Annotated in this window: 13 protein-coding genes; 4 read left to right on the top strand and 9 right to left on the bottom strand. The window is 63.8% G+C overall.

The window, feature by feature from the left end; genetic code table 11:
* Nucleotides 1-53 precede the first annotated feature (53 nt).
* A complete protein-coding gene (locus FIV34_RS09155) occupies nucleotides 54-1,208 on the top strand; it encodes a hypothetical protein (RefSeq protein ID WP_139981805.1) in 1,155 nt (384 codons plus the stop codon).
* Nucleotides 1,209-1,263: 55 nt separating this feature from the next.
* Here the strand turns inward: FIV34_RS09155 and FIV34_RS09150 are convergent, their stop codons facing one another.
* Nucleotides 1,264-3,687: an autotransporter outer membrane beta-barrel domain-containing protein gene (locus FIV34_RS09150; protein WP_139981803.1), complete on the bottom strand. Its 2,424-nt coding sequence runs from the start codon at nucleotides 3,685-3,687 to the stop codon at nucleotides 1,264-1,266.
* A gap of 363 nt (nucleotides 3,688-4,050) precedes the next feature.
* Between FIV34_RS09150 and FIV34_RS09145 the strand changes: the two genes are divergently transcribed.
* From FIV34_RS09145 to FIV34_RS09135, 3 genes are all read left to right on the top strand, one after another.
* Nucleotides 4,051-5,994 (top strand): hypothetical protein, encoded by a 1,944-nt coding sequence (locus FIV34_RS09145; RefSeq protein ID WP_139981801.1) that lies wholly within the window; start codon nucleotides 4,051-4,053, stop codon nucleotides 5,992-5,994.
* Nucleotides 5,995-6,022: 28 nt separating this feature from the next.
* Nucleotides 6,023-8,059, top strand: a complete 2,037-nt coding sequence (locus FIV34_RS09140) for a hypothetical protein (RefSeq protein WP_139981799.1) — start codon at nucleotides 6,023-6,025, stop codon at nucleotides 8,057-8,059.
* 126 nt (nucleotides 8,060-8,185) lie between these two features.
* A complete protein-coding gene (locus tag FIV34_RS09135) occupies nucleotides 8,186-10,057 on the top strand; it encodes a hypothetical protein (protein WP_139981797.1) in 1,872 nt (623 codons plus the stop codon).
* Here FIV34_RS09135 and FIV34_RS09130 read toward each other — a convergent pair.
* The 8 genes from FIV34_RS09130 to FIV34_RS09095 are packed head-to-tail and all read right to left on the bottom strand — an operon-like array spanning nucleotide 10,047 to nucleotide 19,150.
* On the bottom strand, nucleotides 10,047-11,207 hold the full coding sequence (locus tag FIV34_RS09130) for a GNAT family N-acetyltransferase (protein WP_139981795.1): 1,161 nt from the start codon (nucleotides 11,205-11,207) through the stop codon (nucleotides 10,047-10,049). The two genes, FIV34_RS09135 and FIV34_RS09130, sit on opposite strands and share 11 nt — an antisense overlap.
* On the bottom strand, nucleotides 11,204-12,751 hold the full coding sequence (locus tag FIV34_RS09125; protein WP_170207554.1) for an oligosaccharide flippase family protein: 1,548 nt from the start codon (nucleotides 12,749-12,751) through the stop codon (nucleotides 11,204-11,206). Before FIV34_RS09125 ends, FIV34_RS09130 begins: the two co-directional genes overlap by 4 nt.
* A complete protein-coding gene (locus FIV34_RS09120) occupies nucleotides 12,748-14,397 on the bottom strand; it encodes a hypothetical protein (RefSeq protein WP_139981791.1) in 1,650 nt (549 codons plus the stop codon). The genes FIV34_RS09125 and FIV34_RS09120 overlap by 4 nt, the downstream gene beginning before the upstream one ends.
* The gene (galE, locus tag FIV34_RS09115) at nucleotides 14,394-15,395 is read right to left on the bottom strand and encodes a UDP-glucose 4-epimerase GalE (protein ID WP_139981789.1); all 1,002 of its coding nucleotides are present in this window, start codon (nucleotides 15,393-15,395) and stop codon (nucleotides 14,394-14,396) included. Before galE ends, FIV34_RS09120 begins: the two co-directional genes overlap by 4 nt.
* Complete coding sequence (locus FIV34_RS09110) at nucleotides 15,392-16,222, bottom strand: alpha/beta fold hydrolase (protein WP_139981787.1); 831 nt, start codon at nucleotides 16,220-16,222, stop codon at nucleotides 15,392-15,394. The genes galE and FIV34_RS09110 overlap by 4 nt, the downstream gene beginning before the upstream one ends.
* Nucleotides 16,222-16,998, bottom strand: a complete 777-nt coding sequence (locus FIV34_RS09105; protein WP_139981785.1) for a serine aminopeptidase domain-containing protein — start codon at nucleotides 16,996-16,998, stop codon at nucleotides 16,222-16,224. The genes FIV34_RS09110 and FIV34_RS09105 overlap by 1 nt, the downstream gene beginning before the upstream one ends.
* Nucleotides 16,999-17,000: 2 nt before the next feature.
* On the bottom strand, nucleotides 17,001-18,368 hold the full coding sequence (locus FIV34_RS09100; protein ID WP_139981783.1) for an outer membrane beta-barrel protein: 1,368 nt from the start codon (nucleotides 18,366-18,368) through the stop codon (nucleotides 17,001-17,003).
* A gap of 23 nt (nucleotides 18,369-18,391) precedes the next feature.
* On the bottom strand, nucleotides 18,392-19,150 hold the full coding sequence (locus FIV34_RS09095) for a P-loop NTPase family protein (RefSeq protein WP_139981781.1): 759 nt from the start codon (nucleotides 19,148-19,150) through the stop codon (nucleotides 18,392-18,394).
* Nucleotides 19,151-19,156: the final 6 nt, after the last annotated feature.

Here is a 19,156-nt window from a genome sequence, read left to right as displayed (position 1 = left end):
CCTGTTCGATTCGACACACTTCCCGGCACCCATGACTGCCACAAGGAAGGATAGTGACGAAAAAGAAACGCGCCAAAAGGATGGACCACGTGGGCGAACGCGGCGTGGTAACGACCACGGCGACCATCTTCCCCATCGAAAGCAAGCCGGTGCTACCGGATGTCCTGGGTGATGGGCAGACCCTTCCCCATGACACGCCTGAGCGGGGCATCCGTGTTCATGCCGCTCCCGTCAAGACGCCCGGCTACGTTACGTGGCCGGGCGACCTCTGCGCGGTCCTTTTAGATGGTGCAATCATCCCGTCGTCCGTCACGGTGTTGCCCGATCCGGTTCCGGACGTTATCGAACTCCAACTCTCCAAAGAACTCATCCAAGGCCTTGCGGACGGCCCTCACTCGATCGCTTATCGCATCACGCCCCTTCCCATCGGGACCATCCAGGAGTCCCAACATGGCACCTTCCGCATCGATCGCACGCCGCCCAGCGGGTCACTCCTTCCATGCATCATCTTTCCGGAGCGCGCGGAGCTCGACGGGGTATCCGCTGCGTACCTGGATTCCCTACCAAATGCAGAGCTCGTCGGAACGGTCCCACCTTACAGTGAGATCTCGCGCGACGATGCACTGGATTTCTATCTACGGATGCGCGGGTCGACGGATGAGCACTTCATCGGCCGGCAGATGCAGGTGGCGGATGGTCCGTGCCAGGTCAAAATCCGCCTGACCCTGGGCATGATCGACGCCCTTGCCTGCGATGGCACGCTTGACGTCTGGTATTACGTCACTGACATCGCGGGGAACCGTAGCCAGGCCTCTCCGTCAACATCCCTGCGGATCCTCGGGCGCGGTGCGCCGCGCGTCCTCCCGCCGCCGATCATCCGGGGCATGGAGAAAGGCAGCCTCACCGAGCACGACGTGAAACCACACCTGCATGTCGACATCCCCCGAAGCACTCCGGCGCCGATCCCGGGAGATATCGTGGTTTTGCACTTCGGCGACAGCAGTCTTCCCGCGTTGCCGCTATGCCTGGGGGACATTGGCGATGACCCCATGCTCTGTGTTTCGATTCCGCACGATATCGTACAGACCGAGACGCGGCGCGAAGCGTGGACTGAGGGCGGCATTCCTTGTCAGTACGATATTGTACGGAAGGGTGTTCATGTGCCGTCGAAAATCGCATTTGCGAGGATTGATCCGCCACAGCAGTAGCCAATTCAAGTAGAAAACGAACTGGCGCGACACTGTTGCGCCAGTTCGTGATCCCCTACAGTGTCATCCGTAAGCCTACGTGGCCGGTCCAACCCTGGAACCCGCCGGCGCCGAGATAGTGTCGGTATCCTCCTTCGCCAAATGCCTGCAGCCGAGGTGTCAACTGTGCGTTTACGCCAACGGCGACGGCGTATTCACTACCGTTGCTACCCGATGAAAAGCGTGCCGCCGGAGCCAAACCGCTCGCGCCGGCTGCCACAGTCGCATTACCAGACGTCGTGCTGACGTCGAGGCGAACGAAAGGGGCGAATAGCTCATCGGTACGCGCGATGGCTACACCAGCCGTCTTTCCGACATACCGATGGCCCTTGAACGTCACGTTCAAGCTATCGTGGCCCTCGATGGGCTTGAGGCGTACGCTCCCGGTAGACAGCTGAACATGGGGCTCGGCAGACCATTGCGCACCGACCTGCACTGGCCATCCAAAGGCGGCGGAGAACCCGGTTGCCGTCGCTCGTATCCGGCCAACACCTTTTCCTCCGACGAGGGTATCGGTGGCTCCTCGAATACGCTGACGACTGACAACCCAGTCAGCCCAAAGTCCATTCCCGCCCTTCCACGTAATCCAAGCGGACGTGCCATTTGCACGCAATCGCGTCACGCTTTCGCCATCAACCGCGTGCGGCACGATCGACGACCGTCCGCGATCGAATGCCCAGCCGGCGCGCACGGAACCGTTATCTCCGTCGAGGCCTACAATGGACCCGCCGAACTGCCACGCCTCCATCGTGTGATCGTAGTCGTAGCCATAACGAGAAAAGGCGCGACCGCTGCTATATCTCTGATTTCTTCCCGAGAACCGAGCGAATAACTCACCGCCGGTCTTCCCTTCAAAATCCTGGTCGCGGATCTCCCCGAGACGTTGATGCAGATTCGTGAACATGCCCTCAGCGTAAGCAAAAATTGCCCCGGGCGTGGAAATATACGATGCTACCTGCGGCGCGACCGCGGGTCGGGGCTTTCCTTCTGGACCTTCGCCCGACCCTGTTTCGCCACCACATGATGTCTCACAGACGGTGCGAGACACGAGCCGATAATCCCAATTCAGCTTCGCGTCCTTGAGATGGCTTTCTGACTCATCTGTTTCACCAGGACCGAACGCCTTGAGCTCGTACTGGTAGGGGCCGGCGACAAGATAACCACCCTTCAACCTAAACGCGCCTGGCCTTGAGGCACCGGCCACCTGGACGAGGCTTGCACCCTCGTTATTGTCTGCTAGGTGGTTCTCATTCCTATCAGTGTGGGCAGGAGTATCTGCAAGCGAGACGACCAGGTTCACGGGGCTCGTGGCCGTCACGTCGCCGCCAATCAGCAACTTGTCGCTAGTCCATGACGTCCCGCCAGTAGCGGCCGTCGGACTGGCTTGCAAGAACACCTCGCCGCCAGCCGCCACAAAGGCACCGTCAACCTCCAGTCGCCGTCCGGTACGTCCATCGCTGAATCCGGCCGCACCTCCTGCCAGGCGCAATGTCGCCACCCGGCTATCCGTCGCCGCCATCCACGCTGCATGGTGATCAACGGTCACATTGGCCTGGCCCCTGATGTGCCCGAGTAATGACGTATCCCGAGCGAGAGTAATGTCGGCACTCGCCATCTTTGAAAGGTCGACATCGCCACGGATGAATGACCCTTCCGCATCCAGGTCCAAATGAGCAGCCTCACCAACTCGGATCGCGACCCCTGCTTTCGAGGTGAGCTCTGCCCCCGACCTGAGCACGACGCGCGCTTCCTCCGTACCGTTCGACGTTCTCTCAACCGAAATGGCGGCTCCGTTTACCCCGTTGATTTTCGAAGCCTCAACGAACAGCTCACGCCTTCCTCCCCCCGTCGTTCTCCCGGGCGCACGGAGCTGTACTCCATCGCCATCACCATGGACCTCGGTGCCAGCCATCAGACGCGCCGTGCCGGTAATGAGGATCAGGCCTGTGCCTCCAGTGCCACTGCCCTCGACATGTGAACTGAATGCATCGAGCGATCCGCCGGCATCGATCACTACCCCAGCAGATGTGCCCGAGACGGTGCTTTCGCTCAACCTGGCGGTCGGAAGGGTATTCGGAGGTGCTCCCCCAGCCATGTGGTTTAGATAAATGCCGATGCCGTCGTTTGCCTTGACTGTTGATCCCGCGATGTCAATGGCACCCGACAGCAACTCGATACCTTGATCGGACGAATCGACGCGCGCAGAGCTCATGCGCAACGTACCATCGTAGATCTCAACGAATTTTGCTCGCGCCCCATTCAGCAGAGACAAGCTTGCGCCCTGCTGCAGATCCCATGCGTCAGGCACTCCATGTGGACCCTCTACCACGAGAACGTCGCCGCGGCCGAGACTACGAGCTTCGACGAGCTGATATTCGCCAATACTTCCCGCAGCCATCACTGCTGCCGCAACACGTTGCCTTACTCGACTACCTTCCATCTTTTCTCCATCGCACTACAGATCGGTACGGAAAACGAGCTCCGAACCACGCTCATGGAAATTAGACGCGAACTGCGACCGTGCCAGGTGTAAGACAAACCCGATTCTCGGCGTAGTCTCATTCCGAACGCATGTCAGTTAGCACGGCTAGAGAAAGTACCCCTACATAAAGCAAGGTTAGGACTACATCGATCGGCGGAAGATGGGATCACCGCGACAGGGTGAACCCGACATTCAGGCGCCCCCTCGACTCGTATCGTTCTCTCTCCACCAAACGAGAGACGCAAACGTATGAATGAAAGAGATTACCTGTTGTCGCCGTCCTTGACAGACGGGCAACACGCACAGCCGCAAGCCGTAAAGATGGTCAAGACCATCAGGTCCGTTGACACCTCTTTTGATCATCTGAAGCCTGTAGTCCCTGCCGCGCTTTCCGACGGGCTTCTACCCATCTCCTCCTTTGACCCGTTCCTGGTCGTATGTGCACCCATCATTGATGTCCCTGGCTATGTGACCATGCCGGGAGATCTCTTTTCGGCTGCCGTGAACGGCCAGACCTTTATCGAGACTAAGGTTGAATACAAAGGAGAAGATTCGCCGTATGTCGAACTCCACATCCCGAAGGATCGGATCGACGATCTGGAGGACGGCATCCATGCGTTGTCGTACATCTCGCAGCAGCGCCCGATCGGCGAACGGATCAGCTCGGGAAAGACACTCATCTACCTCGATCGTTCACCCGCCGGCGGCCGGTACCTCCCGCGAATCGTTTTCGAGGAACGCATTGAACTCGACGGCTTGTCGCTTCGTGGGCTTCTTGACCTTCCCGATGCCGCTCTTGTAGGCATCATCCCTGATTACGCGGGAATCGATCCTAGAGACACTATTCACGTTTTCATGAAACGCCGAGGGACCAATGAAGAGCTCGCGGCAACCACGATCAGCGCGCTCACCGATGGTCGACCCATGGAAGTGCGATTTGACCGCAGCATTCTGGAGAAGATCAATGCTGCTGGTCGTGTCGACTTCTACTATCACGTCGTAGACGCGGCCTCAATCAAGAGTACCTCCTCGGCTACAACGCCCATCAACCTCTCCATCCTGGATAGCCCAGAGCAGCTTCCCCCGCCCATGGTCGAGGGCGCAGACGACGGTCTTTTGACGGACGCAGATATTCGTCCTTCGCTCCAAGTGCGTATTCCCGCACTCATTCCACAGGCACACGCTGGTGACACGATTCAGTTGTTCGTTGGCGATCGAGCCTTCATGCCTTTTGAGATCGATGAAGACGACCTCGACAACGGCCCGCTGAAAACCGTATCCCTTGACTATGCCACCGTCGTCAGCTTTGCCGATGGAATGACTGACCAGCCGTTTACACAGCAATTCCACTACGTACACAGGCGCTTCGGCGTAGAAAGTACGTCAGAAGCCGTCGTGCACCAATTCGACACTACGCTTCCTGGCGGCTGGGATCCCCTCCCCGCGACGCCCGAAAACGAGGCGCTAGGATTGCCTGTCCTCCGTGGCGCAACGGGACCCGTTGACAACGTCATCAGTTTTGAGGATTCCACGAAGCCAGCCAGCGCCTTCATCCCAGCACCGACACACGTTTCTCGTGCTGGCAATGGTATCGACGAAGGCGACCGCATCAGCGTCGAACTAGATGGAACGGTTGTCGCCGAGCACGTGGTGATGGATGAACCCTATCCGATCATCGTTACGATTCCGGCTAAGGCGCTGAGAGAACACACAGGACTGGTGAAGATGGCCTATGAGGTTACGCGCCTCTTATCCACCGAACCACACGTTGCAAAAGCAAAGTCACCGTCGCAGGACGTCCGTATTCATTCGGCTGACGCACTTCCCGGTGCCGGCGCCGCGTTGAGCCCGTCGACCTTTATCAAGGCACGCGAGCGCGAAGAAGAGCAAGGGTACGCCATCCGCTTCCCCGACTTCATCAACGGATATACGCAGCTTCGCATCTTTGAATACGTAAACATGAAGGATGGCGATGAAATCACCATTACCTACAACGCCTTTGACAAATATGACGGCGGCAAATATGTGCCCGAAGCAAGTGGCGAGCTCAAGCATCGTGTTACTGCGGCCGACCTTGTTCCGAAACGCGAAGCGGATCCTTTCACGGGCGACGCCATCTATATCGACATCGACTTTCCTATCGAACCAGCGAAGCGTCTGAATCACGGTCATTTCGAATATTCGCACGTCGTAACAAACGCCGTGGGGTCAGGCGCTTCGAGCTTAAAGGAAGTGATTGTCGTCCTTCGACTTCCGCAGGGCTGATTCCGCCACAATAACCTGGAGTAATTGCATGATCGGTTCAGATCAACCGCGCATCCTCACCCTTACCCCGCCCAAGTTTCGCGAAGCCGATGATGGCGGTCTGGGCTATGACGACATCGTCGCCGACCCGACACGAAGCATCACCGCACAGGTCGGCCCGTGGGGTCGACTGATCGCGGGCGACGCTATCGAGATCCTCTGGGGTCCCGAATTTGAGTCCATTGCGCGCCATATCGTCCGCGATGAGGACGATCGCACGCCGCTTATCGCGGTTCCCGTCTCCAGAATCCGGAAGGCCGGCGAAGGACTGATGGAGGTCGCCGCCAGGATCACCACGGTGGATAGCGGCGAGGTCGAGCAGTCGGAGAGCGCCACGGTACGCGTAAAGTACTCAGTGCCAGGCGGCCTGGATCCCGATCCGGCAACGCCGTATCTCAATGAGCGGCTTGCAAAGCCCGCCATCGAGCCGCTGCCGCTCCCTGACAGTCTCGAGGGAATCACCGTCGTCGTGCCGCCTTATGAGAATATGGCCGTTGGCGATGTGATTAACGTTCTTTGGCAGGGGTCATCTGCTTCTCGACCCGGCCTTTCCGGAGACGAGGTCGGGCAGCCTGTCCGTATTGAGATTAGCCGGGATACCGCTGCCGCCACGGCGGGCGAAGAGATCACGATCCGCTACGAGATCCATGACGTGGTCGCAAACTGGTCGCGCTGGTCGCAGGCGGCAAAGCATGATGTTCCGCCCGACGAAAGCTCGTCTCCGTCGGCGCCTTGGGTGCTGGGCACCGTAGGTGACAGTGGCAATGCGCTTGACCTGAACCAGGTCGGCGCGGCCGACGTGGTCGTCCGTGTAGAAAACCATCCCGTGCTCGTCGGAGACCGCATCTCAGTCGTATGGAGTGGCGTAACGGCAGCGGGTAAGACGAGACAGTATGTCACCGAGCCCCTGGCTGTCGCGCGACCGGGCCAGACACTCGATTTCCCTATCCCTAACGCTTACGTCATCGAATTGGCGGGTGGTCAAGCGACCGTCGAATACCGATTCGTCTCTGCGGGCAAGCAGATCTCTTCGCGTCGGCGCGCGCTTTCGATCCTCGGCGTGGCACCATCGCTTCCTCCGCCAGAGCTGCGCGAGGCCATTGGTCACACGCTTGACCCAAAAAGCACGGTGGGCGGCGCGCACGTTGACGTTAAGCCTTGGCCCGGCATGAGTCCTGAGGATCGGTGCGATCTCGAATGGGTGGGTCGCCGAGCTGACGGGCAGCCTACTTACTTTCGCTCGGCACTGACGGGAGCTGACCTCGAGGAAGGAGACGCTCTGACGTTCGTCGTTCCGGAGGACGAGGTGGACCGGCTGGCAGGTGGCACGCTGCGCGTTCGCTATAGCGTCGCTCTGCACACCCTGGTCCGATCTGAGGGCGCAGTCACGATGTCGCCGATCGCCCAGCTTCCGTCTCCGTGGCTTGAGCTCTCGGTCACCGCGCTGACACCTGATTTGAGCATCGACTCAACCCCCGCAACCCTCTCCGGCAACATGATCCGCCTTGAGAAGCCCTTAGCTTTCCCGCCACCGGGCACTTTCCTTTCGCGCGTGGCGACCGGCGGTGTTCCGCCGTATCGTTACAGCGTCTCCAGCGGCGCTGTCGACGTTGATGAAGCCACGGGGCAGGTCGTATCGCTTCGCAACGGCGATGCAATCGTGACGGTCACGGACGTGCGCGGGCAAACGGCCTCGTATCCGATCACCGTCAGCAATGTGCTCCACCTGGTGGATCTCGGATCTGTTGACCTATGGCATGAGGCGAATCGCAAGACCACAGCAAGAAATGGTCGCACGCCGTCACCTGCGGACTGGGATGCCATGCGCGCCGCTTATGGCGGTGCGCCTGGTGTCCGAGCCGACGCCGCCTGGACATCGCAAGTGACGCGGCTGCTGTTTCCCAAGCAGCAGATGCGGGTGGTCGTGTTCCCTAATACCGGCGAGCGCCAGACCCGTCGCGCCGAGGGTCTCGGCGGACCGCTTCAATCGGCCGCGGTGTGGATGGTTTTCGTCCCGCAAGCGTAAATCGGCATGGCGCGCGTTCTTTCCGTCCGGAGCGCGCGCCCTACTTCAAGGACGTTGCTGGAGATGCATGCCATGAATGGCACGAATAATCGTAGCCTGACCTCCCCTCTCTGCATTGAGTTCGCCATGTCTGATGGCGAGAATATCGGCCGCGCCTCGATCATCCGAGGCGACGTGGAACACTTCGTCGCCCGGGTCGGACCTTGGGACGGCTTCCTGGAGGGCGACGAAGTCGTTCTCTCAATGTACGGCCTCGATACCGTCGTCATCGCGCGTATCTATGACGAAGAGGTCGACCGGGGCGCCATCTGCTTTCAGGTGCCGCTGTCCGCCTTCGACACACGTGTAGATGGACCGTACTCACTTGTGCTGGACCTGTATCGCAACGGCCACCAGGTGTTTTCGCAGGTGGATAACCTGAGCATCAAGCTCAGCGCACCTGGGCAACCGCCCTACGTGCCGGGCGTCCAGCGTGCGCCAAAGGCGCTCGAACCGGTGCGCATGCAAGGTGAACTCGTAAGCGGCGCTTCCGCTGCACACGTGTTGATTCCGCCTTATGAATCGATGGCGCCGGGTGACCATATCGTTGTCAGGTGGCACGACCGCTTCATCGCCCTTCCCCCCGTATCCCCACTCCAGGTGGGCCTTCCGCTCCTGGCTGCGATCGATGAGCCGCTACTTGGTCTTGAGGGTCTGCACGACGTCAGCGTCACCTGGCACGTGCACGACGCCTCCGGCAACGGCTCAAGCTGGGCACCCACCATTGATGTTCCCGTGCCGCCGACGGGTGCCGACGCGCCGGCGCCCTGGCTTGAAGGCACCCTGGACGACGAAGGCCATGCTTACCCCGCCGACCCGGCCGCAACGCAGCGCCCGTGCGTTCGCGTGGAAGGTCACGGCGCCCGGATCGACGACCGCGTGACGCTTTACTGGGACGGGATCACGGCGAGCGGCAAGCCGGAGAGCTGGTCCTCCGTGCCGCGGACCGTACGGCGCGAGGCGCAGACGCTGGACTTCGACATGCCCGCGGGCCTGCTGGGCCGCGTGGCCGGCGGCTCCGGCTTGCTCCACTACACGGTGAATCCTTCCGCTTTCTCGCCCCGCTATTCGTTGAAGCGCCGCGTCAAGGTCCTGGGTGCGCCACCGCACCTTGCCGAGCCGATCGTCGAACAGGCCGATGGCGCGGTCCTCGACCCACAACGTGCCCAGGGTGGCGCATCGGTGACCGTGCCGTCGTGGCCAGGGATCGCCCCGGACGATGAGTGCCACCTGGTATGGCTCGGGACGACCGCCGATGGCGAAGTGACCTATCACGGCGACGTTGCCCTGGGTTACGAGGCGCGCAGCCGTGGCGGCCTGTGCTTCCACGTGCCCGCGCACGAAGTGGCGCGGCTCGATCGCGGCGTACTTCGTGTCGGCTACCGGGTAAAGACGTTTGCCGAAGTGGAGACGCCGCGCGGGCTACGCCAGGAGTGCGTGCACACGATGCTCTCCGAATGGCAGGAGCTGCGCGTGCAACTCACGCAAGCGATGCCGCGTACGGTACTGGACGACCTCAATGGCCTAGCCCATCGCCGGATCGATCAGTTGAAGCGCCCCTTCATGACGTTTACCCCTATTCGGGGTGATTGGTCGGTCCGTGGTGGCCGGGAGGGGATCGCGCCGTTTCACGACGGCACCTTCCTGTGCTCGTCCGATGACAGCGTCGCCATGCATGTGGACTTTGCCGAGCCCTGCGAATCAGTCCGTTTCGGCTACGGCGCGAGCGGGTCGGGTGGTGGTGGATCGATCCTGCATGTCGACATCTGCGGGGAGCTAGGCCACACGGTGTCCCAGGCCATCTATCTGGTCCCGATCAGTGGCCTGCCCGGCCTCTGGGTCCATCTGCAGGCTTCGGACTACGGTGAACGTATCGGGTCCATCGTCGTCCGCAAGGACACCACGGGCATGTTCAGGCGAGTCACGGCGCAGCTGGACAACTTCACGCTCACCTGGTGACAGGCGACGTCGTGGCCTGCCCGCGCTTCCGGGAGCGCATGTCCTCCCGGACGCGGTGCAGGCCGCGGTACAGCCACCTCACTGGCGCATACATATGGAAGCCGGCCGTGGCACGCGCTGAGCGTACGACGTAAAGCGAGCCGCAGGGCTGGCTGTACGTGGCAAGAAGGCGTTTGTACTGGTTGTCGCCGTAACCGAAGCTCACGTTCTCGCCGGGGAACCGGTCGAGAAGCGCCTTGATGGCCTGGAACACGGCGACCGACCCGATGCCCACCTTCGCGATGGCTTCGTCATAGCCAAGGTCATCGACGAGATACGTACCCGCCACCCGGTAGCCGTGGACATAGGCCAGGGGCTGCCCATCGCGAAGCACCACGTGGCCCACGATATGGCCAGCCGCGGCGAGCCGCTGGAACAACGCCACCCGCAGCGGGTGATCCCAGTGGATGGGAAGGTCGTCGTGATGCCACGTGCGCGGATACAGCTCGTTCATAAGCCGGCAATACTCGGGCATGGCCTCCGGCGTATCGAAGACATGCAGCGCGGCGTCGCCACCGAGCTTCCGGTACGCACGACCAATTCGCTGGGTGAGATCCGTCCGGCGCTTCTTGTCCATCTGGGCCAGCCACGCCTCCGAGGAGGCCTGGCCTTCGATGGTCCACTGCACCTGGTCAAGGAGATTCGCCGAGACCAGGCGCATATCCTCGCCCTTCCCCAACGATTCGGCGAAGGTATTGGGCAGCGGGCTTTCCTGGATGCGCATGACGCGGACATCGATGTCCCCATGCAGCTGGCGAACGATGGCCAGTGTGGCGGTCGCGCGCTCCGCCGCTACGGCGACGATCCCCGCGCCAAGCAAACGCAGCGCTTCACCGCGATACAGGCTGACCCGACGTCCGCCAAGGTCTAGCCGTGCCGTATGCCGGATAGCGAGGAACGGTGCATAGCCCACCATGCGCCCTGCCCCGTCGCGAACGACGATCACATGGGGCATGGTGCCGTCATCGCGACTCTCTACCTCGTACGCGATCCAGTCCGGGTGCTGGAAGATGCCGTCGCACCCACCGGGCGCATCGGCGAGGGCGGCCATCTCATCGCGCGCTGCGCGCAGCGCGTCCAGGGTACGCAATATGGAGCACAGGTAGTTCATGAGCTTGCCTTCGCCGCGGAGGGCGGCACGATGGCGAGGACACGCGACAGCGCACGCCCGGGTGGACCCAACCGGCGGCTGATGCCTGCCATCAACTGGAGATCATCGGCGGACCAGTAGCGCACCCACACGCTGCCCGGAACGTAGATGGCCACGAAGGCCAGCGCGCCGACAAGGAAACCGAGCCGCGAAGGCGTGGCCTCCGTCGCGGCCCAGGCGGCGGCCATCGCCACCAGGCCCACCGCGAAGAGCCGCACCATCGCCGCCAAGGGCAAGCCGCCCTGGGTCGCCTTGCGCAGGTAGTGCACCGCCAGGCCCATCTCGACGATGCGCGTGGTGGCGTAGGTACCCACGGCGCCGGCCAAGCCGAACGGCGGAATCAAGGCAGCGCCCGCCACCGCGTTGGCGACAAGCGCCACCACGGCGATGCGCACGCGGTCGTCCTGGCGATCCACGACGGTCTGGAATGCGGCGATGCCGTTGCCGATGAGCAACAGGCCGCCAAGCACCAGCGTGGCCTCGATGGCCGGGATGGCGTCGACATACCGGGTGCCGTACATCAGGCGCACGATCTCGGGCGTGGTCACGACACCAAGCCCCGCAATGGCAATGCCCACTGCCCAATAGAACCGCGTCGCCTCCGAAAGGAACCGCGCCGCCTTGGCCGTACCGCTCTCGCCATACGTCTTGGCCATGTACGGCAGCAACGTCGAGGTGAGCCCCACCGAGAACAGCTGGACCGCGCCGCGGGTCAGCGTGCCGGCGATGGCGAAGTAGCCCACCGCCACCGAGCCGGTGAACGTATTGAGCATGAACACTTCGATGGTGCCGGTGCGGAACGAGCCCATCAGCACGAGCGTCGCCGTGAGCTTCAGGTGCCGGTTCACCCGCGCGGTCATCGCGGGCGGAATCTCGCCTGGCTCGAACGGACGGCACAGCCGGCGGTACATCAATCGGTTGATGAGATTGAGCAGCAGGCAGGCGATGGTGAACAGGGCCACGAAGGACAGCAGCCCTGCATGGGTAAACATCGCACCCAACACCAACAACATGCCGACGATGCCGCCAATCACGGTGGCGACGGCCTCGGGCTCAAAACGTTCCTGGCCCTTGCCGACGGCCACCAGCATGGCGTAGTTGGCCTTGGCGACCACGGCGACCACCACCAGGAGCATGATCGGCAGCAGCGACTGGTCCCACTCCGAAGGGCGGAACAGCGCGGCCACGATGACGAACAGCCCGATGACGCCGAGCGAGCTCCAGCCCTGGATCCGCGAGAAGCGGGCCGCGAGGCTGGACGCCAGGCGGGGATCACCCATGCCATCGGCTTCGGCGATGAACTTGGTCGACGACGTGGTCAGTGCATGGTTGGAGCAGACGATCAGCCAGCCGCACAGCCACACCGTGAAGGCGTAGCGACCAAAATCCGCAGGCCCAAGTGAACGGGCGATCCACACGCTCATCAGCAGCCCGAGCGCGTACTCGATGTATGTGGACACCGTGACGATGCCCACGCTGCGGAGGACGTCGAGACGGCGGGTCAAGGCGCGTGCCCCGTGGCGAGCTTGCGCCCTTCCGGCGTCAGCCCGGCGCCTGCCGGCTGCGCCATCATCCACTGCGCCACGCCGGCGCCGCGGTTATTCCAGTTGAAGCGGCGTACGGTGTCCGAGATGGCGGCGCAGGACGGCGCGTAGGAGTCCGCTATCGCCGAGAACCGCTTCGCCAGCGCGGCAGCGCGCGATGCATCGCTCTCGAAATAATGCGCGGCGGCGACCGGCAGGCCCAGCTCCACCGTGTGGCCATCGCTGTACCAGCCCTCGGATTCCTGGATCTTCGTCAGCTCAGCCGGCTTGGCCTGCGACGACGACCAGTACCACGCAATCTGCCCGTTCGGGCCGGAACAGCTGTTGCGCCAGTCATGCGGCGACACAAGCAGCTTCGGATCAATCCAGCCGTAGCGCTCCAGGTAACGCCCGAAGTCCACGATCATCGGCGGGATCCGTGCGTCGCCCGTCACCAGCCACGCGTGCCACAGGCCGTCGACGATGTTCTCGCTCATCCACGGCGAGGCGCCGCGTACGTCATCGGCACCGTTCGGGTCGTTCTCGTGCACGTTCCAGCTGTTGCGCCATGAGCCGTCGTCGCCGAGGCCATCGGGATTGTGGCGCTGGTGGGCATCCAGCCAGCCCACCCGCTGGTCGATGCGCTCGCGGTCGCGCTTGTCGCCGGTGAGCTCGTAGGCGGCCACGGTCTCGATCAGGCCCAGCCCGGCGAGGCGCTCGGTGAAGTAATCCTTCGGCGCGGTGTACGCACCGGGCGCCGCATTCCAGCCGCCGGTGGCCCACAGCTCGGTCATCTTCGACACCGTCGCGGCGTCATGCACGCTGTCGTCGCCGGTCAGGCCCACGGCCAGCAGGATCGGTTCGATGTAAACGTATTTGACGTCGCAGGGCTTGCCATCCGGCAGCCAGCCGCCGGCACAGGAGGGGCTCATGGGAAAGCCATCCCGCTTGATGCCGGCCATGTACCAGCGATAGCTCTCTTCGGCCGCTTCCAGGTAGTCGGCGCGCCCGGTACGCACATATGCCTTGAAAAGGGTCGACGGGCGATCAAACAGCCACGCCGTGGTGTCCTTTACCGGCATCTCGTGGGCCCATGCAAACTGCGCGTCCACATAACCGGCGTACGCCTCGCCCTTGGCCGCCACGCTTTGCGGGCCGGCGATGAGCGAGGCGGTGAGCCATTGCGGCGTGAGTGTCGCCAGGGCGGCCGGTTTACCCTTCACCAGACCGTCGGCGTAGGGCCAGCCGGGCGCTGTGGCCTGGCGTGCCGCACCTACGGCGAAGTAGTACGTTCCCTGCGCACCACGAAACTGCGCGCGCACGGCGCGAATGCTGCCGTCACGGAAGTGCCAGGTCAGCATGACCTTCACATCGGACGCGACTTCGACACCGTGGACATCGAGGATCCGCAGGTCGTGCGCATCCTTCAACACGCCGGGAGCGAACGGAATGCCGACGGACACCGGCAAGGCATCACCCTGCCCGGCCACGCGTTTCACGTCGATCTTCTGCACGGCGGGCGGAAGCCCGTCCACCGACATCGCGTCCGGCCCGGTCACCGAGACCAGCGCAAGCAGGCACGCCAGGAGGAACAGGAACCGGCGCGTGCGGGCAGAGACAGCGTTCATGCCACGGACGCGATGGGTACCACGCCGGCCAGCTGGTATTCCCAGCTCAACGCGGTGCGCACGATGAAATCGAGGTCGTCGTACCGCGGCTCCCAGCCCAGCACCGCGCGCAGCTTGTCGCTGCGGGCGATGAGCTTCGGGATATCGCCCTGGCGGCGCGGATGCTCGACGATATTCAACGCATGGCCTCCCGCGCGGGCCACGGCATCCACCACCTCGCGCACGCTGTAGCCGTGGCCGTAGCCGCAGTTCAGCGTGAGCGAATCGCCGCCGCTGCGCAGGTGGTCCAGCGCGCGCAGGTGTGCCGCTGCCAGGTCGTCCACATGGATGTAGTCGCGCACGCCCGTGCCGTCCGGCGTGTCGTAGTCGGTGCCGTAGATGCCAATACTCGGGCGCTTGCCCACCGCGTGCTCGCAGGCCACCTTGATCAGCAGCGTGGCCTGGGGCGTGGAATGCCCGATGCGCCCTTCCGGGTCGCAACCGGCCACGTTGAAATAGCGCAGGATCACATGGCGCATCGCACCCGTCGCCGACCAGTCGCGCAGCATCGTCTCGGACATGAGCTTGGACGTGCCGTATGGGTTGATCGGCCGCGTCGGCGTATCTTCATCCGCCACGCCAGCGTCGGTGGTGCCGTAGACCGCCGCCGTCGACGAGAAGATGAATTTGTCGACGCCCGCCGCCGCGCACGAAGCCAGGAGGTTGCGGGTGTTGCAGGTGTTGTTGCCGTAGTACTTGAGCGGATCGCTCACCGACTCCGGCACCACGGTATGCGCGGCGAAGTGCAGCACGGCATCCACGCGGTAGGTTTCCAGCGTGCGCGCCACGAGGTCGCAGTCACCTACGTTGCCCTCGACGAAGGCCGCACCGCGGACCGCTTCGCGAAACCCCGTGGAGAGGTTGTCGATGACCACCACGCGCTCGCCGCGCGCCACCAGCTGTTGCACCGTGTGGCTGCCGATGTATCCGGCACCCCCGGTAACCAGGACCGTGCTCATGCTTGCCTCCCCGCTGCCGGCGGGAAATTCCGCGCCAGCCAGCCGCCGATGCCGTCGACGAGCCGCGCGCGGTCGCCGGTGAGAATGTAGGTGTGATCGGTTTCCGAGCGATAACTGGTGGTGACGCCGGGGTGGTCCATCACCTTGCCGAAGCACTCGCGGAACTGCCGCGCGTGGTTGAACGCGTAGCTGATGCCGCCGGAGTAGACGAGGTAGAGCTTCATGCCCCGGCCTACCATGCCGGTGAAATCCGCGATGACTTCCTCGCGCGGCGCGGGCGCCACGGAGAACACCGGCTCAGGCGCCGGCTTGTCGGTACCACCGCCGCCCGCGCGTTGACGCAGGAAGCGCGTCCAGCGCGCTGGGTCCAGCACGCGTGGCAGGTAATGACGGAGCTTGTAGCCCAGCGTGCGATACGCGTAGCCATCGAGGAACACGGCACCGGACACGCGCGGGTCGCTGGCCGCCACCGTATGCGCGTTCTGCGCCCCGGAGCACAGGCCGACCAGCACGAAGCGCTGGCAACCCGCGCGTTCGGCGAGCAGCTTCATGGCATCGTCGACATCCGCGCAGACCTGCTGCGTGCGCGTGAGGCCACCGCCGCTGGCGCCGCTGTCGCCGAGCGTGGAGAGGTCGAAGCGCAGCGTCGGGTAGCCGGCGGCATTCAACTGCCGGGTGAGCTCGACGTGCAGGCGGAACGGGCCAATGCGATGGACCATGCCTGCGTTCAGCACGATCACCCCGGTTTCGCCGAAGGCCCCCTCCGGGACACCGGCGATGCCGACCAGGTGCCGTGCCCGGCCAAATCGGAACGCTTCCTCGCGCATCACGCGTCCTCCGCCATGCGGCCGGTAACGGCCTGGATCAGGGGGTGGGAAAGAATCGCGGCCTCGAGCCGGCGCAGGTCATTCCACGGCGTGGGCGGTGCGATCGCGGCGACGCGCCCTCGCGTCGACACCAGCGGCTCCCAGCGCGGTGCAGCGCCAGCGGGCATCGAATCCAGGACCAGGGTCGGCACATTGGCCGGCGTCACCTTCAGCGCAGCGATCTGCTTGCGCAGGCTGTCGCCGATATCGAAGCCGAGCCACTGCTCGGCCACGTCCGCGTGCGTGCGCGGCTGGTTGAAGCGGTCGGCGTCTTCGCGCAGGGCGGCCTGCATGGTATCCAGCGCGCTGACGTAGTCGTCGCCGTCGATCACCGGATCCCACGCGATGACTTCGGCAAAGCGGGCCCGATCGGCCGCGCCCAGCGCGATGCTGCCGCCAAGCCGCGCCCCGAAGGCCACGATGCGATCCACGCCCGCCCGCGAACGCAGTTCGCCCGCCGCGGTCACGGCATCGCCGATGCAGCGCTGCCAGTCCACCTCGGCGCTGTCACCGGCCGAATCGCCGGTGCCGTGGTAATCGAAGCGCAGCACCGCGATGCCCTGGGCGGCGAGCGCCTGGGCCAGCTGGCGGTACAGCCGATGGGTGCGGATGAGTTCCTGCCCCAGCGGCGGGCACATCAGTACGGCGCGCCGCGGTGTCGAGGCCGGCGCGTGGTACATGCCAAACAGGCCGCTGTCGGCACCGAAGAAGAACGGCAGTTCGGGGTCGGTTCGCATGCTTACCTCCGGTAGACCACGCCGACGAAGAACGCGCTTTCGCGGTAGTTCTGCCCAACGGCGTCGCTGGTGCGGTGTTCGCGCGCCACGGAGACATGCCAGCTCCAGTGCCGGTTCCACTGCTGGGCCAGGTCCAGGCCCAGGCGGACCGTGGTGTCGCGACGGTCGATCGTTTCGTAGTTGGTGCGGTCCGCCGTGCCGAAGCCCGACAGGGTCAAGGTGGGCGTTACCCGATAGCCGACGCCCACGCTGAGGCCCTTGCCGGTCTGGTCGAAGGTGCCATCGTCGATGTAGCGCAGGCGGTTCCACGCCGGCGACACGGTGAGCACCAGGCGTTCACCCTTCCAGTTCCAGGTCGCCTCGAAGCGCTTTTCCTTGTAGACCTGCGAGCCGATCACCGCGCTGCCCACGGCGATACCGGAGAGGCTGCCGCGGCCCAGGCCGCCGGTGTTGGCGAACGGGTCGAGCGCCTCGACGCGGTCGGCATTGGCGTCGCTGCCCAGGCCGTACACCGTGGGCGCGGTCATGAGGTCGGTCGCGGCATCGGCATACTGATACGCGCCCGCGACGGTCAGCGAGTTGCGCAAGGTGGGCTGCCAGCCAATCTGCAGGCGAACCAGCGGCGCCGAGCGGTCCTTGCCCTCATTGAAGTCCAGCTGCGTGCCACCCACGGACACATCCGCATCGAAGTGCGCCAGCTGGCTGGTGTAGCGCAGGAAGGCTTCCTTGCGATCGTAGTCGGCGCTGCTGGGCTGGTTGGAGAAGTTCACGTGCTGGAACTCGACGTTGCCGGACAGCGTGTCGGTCGGCGTGAGGTCCCGAAAGAGGCGGAACGCGGCCAGGCCACGGTTGGAATCGAACTCGTTCACCCGCGACGCGTAGCTGTTGATGAAGCGCAGCTCCACCTGGCCGCGCGTCGCATCGCCAAAGCGCATGTGCAGCGTGGGGCCCAGCGCCACGACATTGGTCTGCTGCTGGTTGCCCGGCGAATCGGACTGCAGCTGGTCCACCGGCTGCACGCCGGCGTAATCCTCGACGGAGAAATCCAGGCGGCCCGGCATGATCGTCCAGTTCCCCTGCCCGGCAATCTGCGTCTGCGTCTGTGAATCGAAATGGTTTTCCAGGTATTTGCGGTACTCGAACGTGCCGGCCACGTTGGCCTGGAACGTGGAGCCGAGCTGGGTGAACTGGAAGGTGCCACCAGGCGTCAGCACGTTTTCGCTGATCGGGTTGTCCGGCGACAGCGCGATGTTGTTGCTGTGCTCGAGCCCCGCATACAGCGTGTAATCCAGCGTTCCCGCCTGGCTTATCGCGGGCGCGCAGGCCAGGCCCAGCAACACCGCATGGGCGAGCCTCTTCACTGCCGGCATGTTCCCTCCCCTGGAGCCGAGGCTCACGGTGACTCGTTGAACACCACGCCCGCGAGCTTGGCGGGGTCGAAGTTGGCGACGGCCTGGTTGATCGCGGCCGGTGTGTCACGGCCATAGCCGGCCACCAGCACGACGAAATCCGCCAGGTCGGAAAGGATGCGTGCGTCCGGCGCGCCCTTGACCGGCGGGCCATCCAGGAACAGGTAGCGGTCCGGATAGCGGCAGCGCAGCGAATCAAGCACCGCGCGCATGCGGAACGAGGAGAAGTACTCGCTGCTGTTCTCGCGCGCCTTGCCCGCGGGAATCATGCGCAGGCGCGGTACACCGGTCGGGTACATGATCGAGGCGATGCCGCGTGACGGATGCTCGAGGAAATCGACGAGGCCACCGGTCGCCGGCTCCACGCCCATCGCCTTGTGCTGGTTCGGGTAGCGCAGATTGCAGTCGATCAGCAGGCTGGTCTTCGACTCATCGAAGGCGAAGGCCGTGGCCAGGTTGCGCGACACGAAGCTGCCACCGGAACGCGGGCTCACCGAGCACACCAGGGTGATGAAGTTGCTGTCGCCACCCATCTCCAGCAGGCGCGTGCGGATGCCGCGGAAGGCATCGGACTGCTGGCGCACCGACTCTTCGCGATGGATGAGGCGCTTGCGCTCACAGTCGATCGGGGCCAGCGCGCCCTGTTCCTCGCGCATCCGCGCAATGGAATGGCTCGGCGTGGCGTGCGCGTCGTCGTGGGCGGTGGCGATCACGTCGCCGAGTTCGATGTTGTTGACGGCCATATCGAA

It is taken from the genome of Luteibacter pinisoli (assembly GCF_006385595.1).
Taxonomy (GTDB): Bacteria; Pseudomonadota; Gammaproteobacteria; order Xanthomonadales; family Rhodanobacteraceae; genus Luteibacter; species Luteibacter pinisoli.
This window is presented reverse-complemented; position numbering and strand designations above follow the sequence as displayed.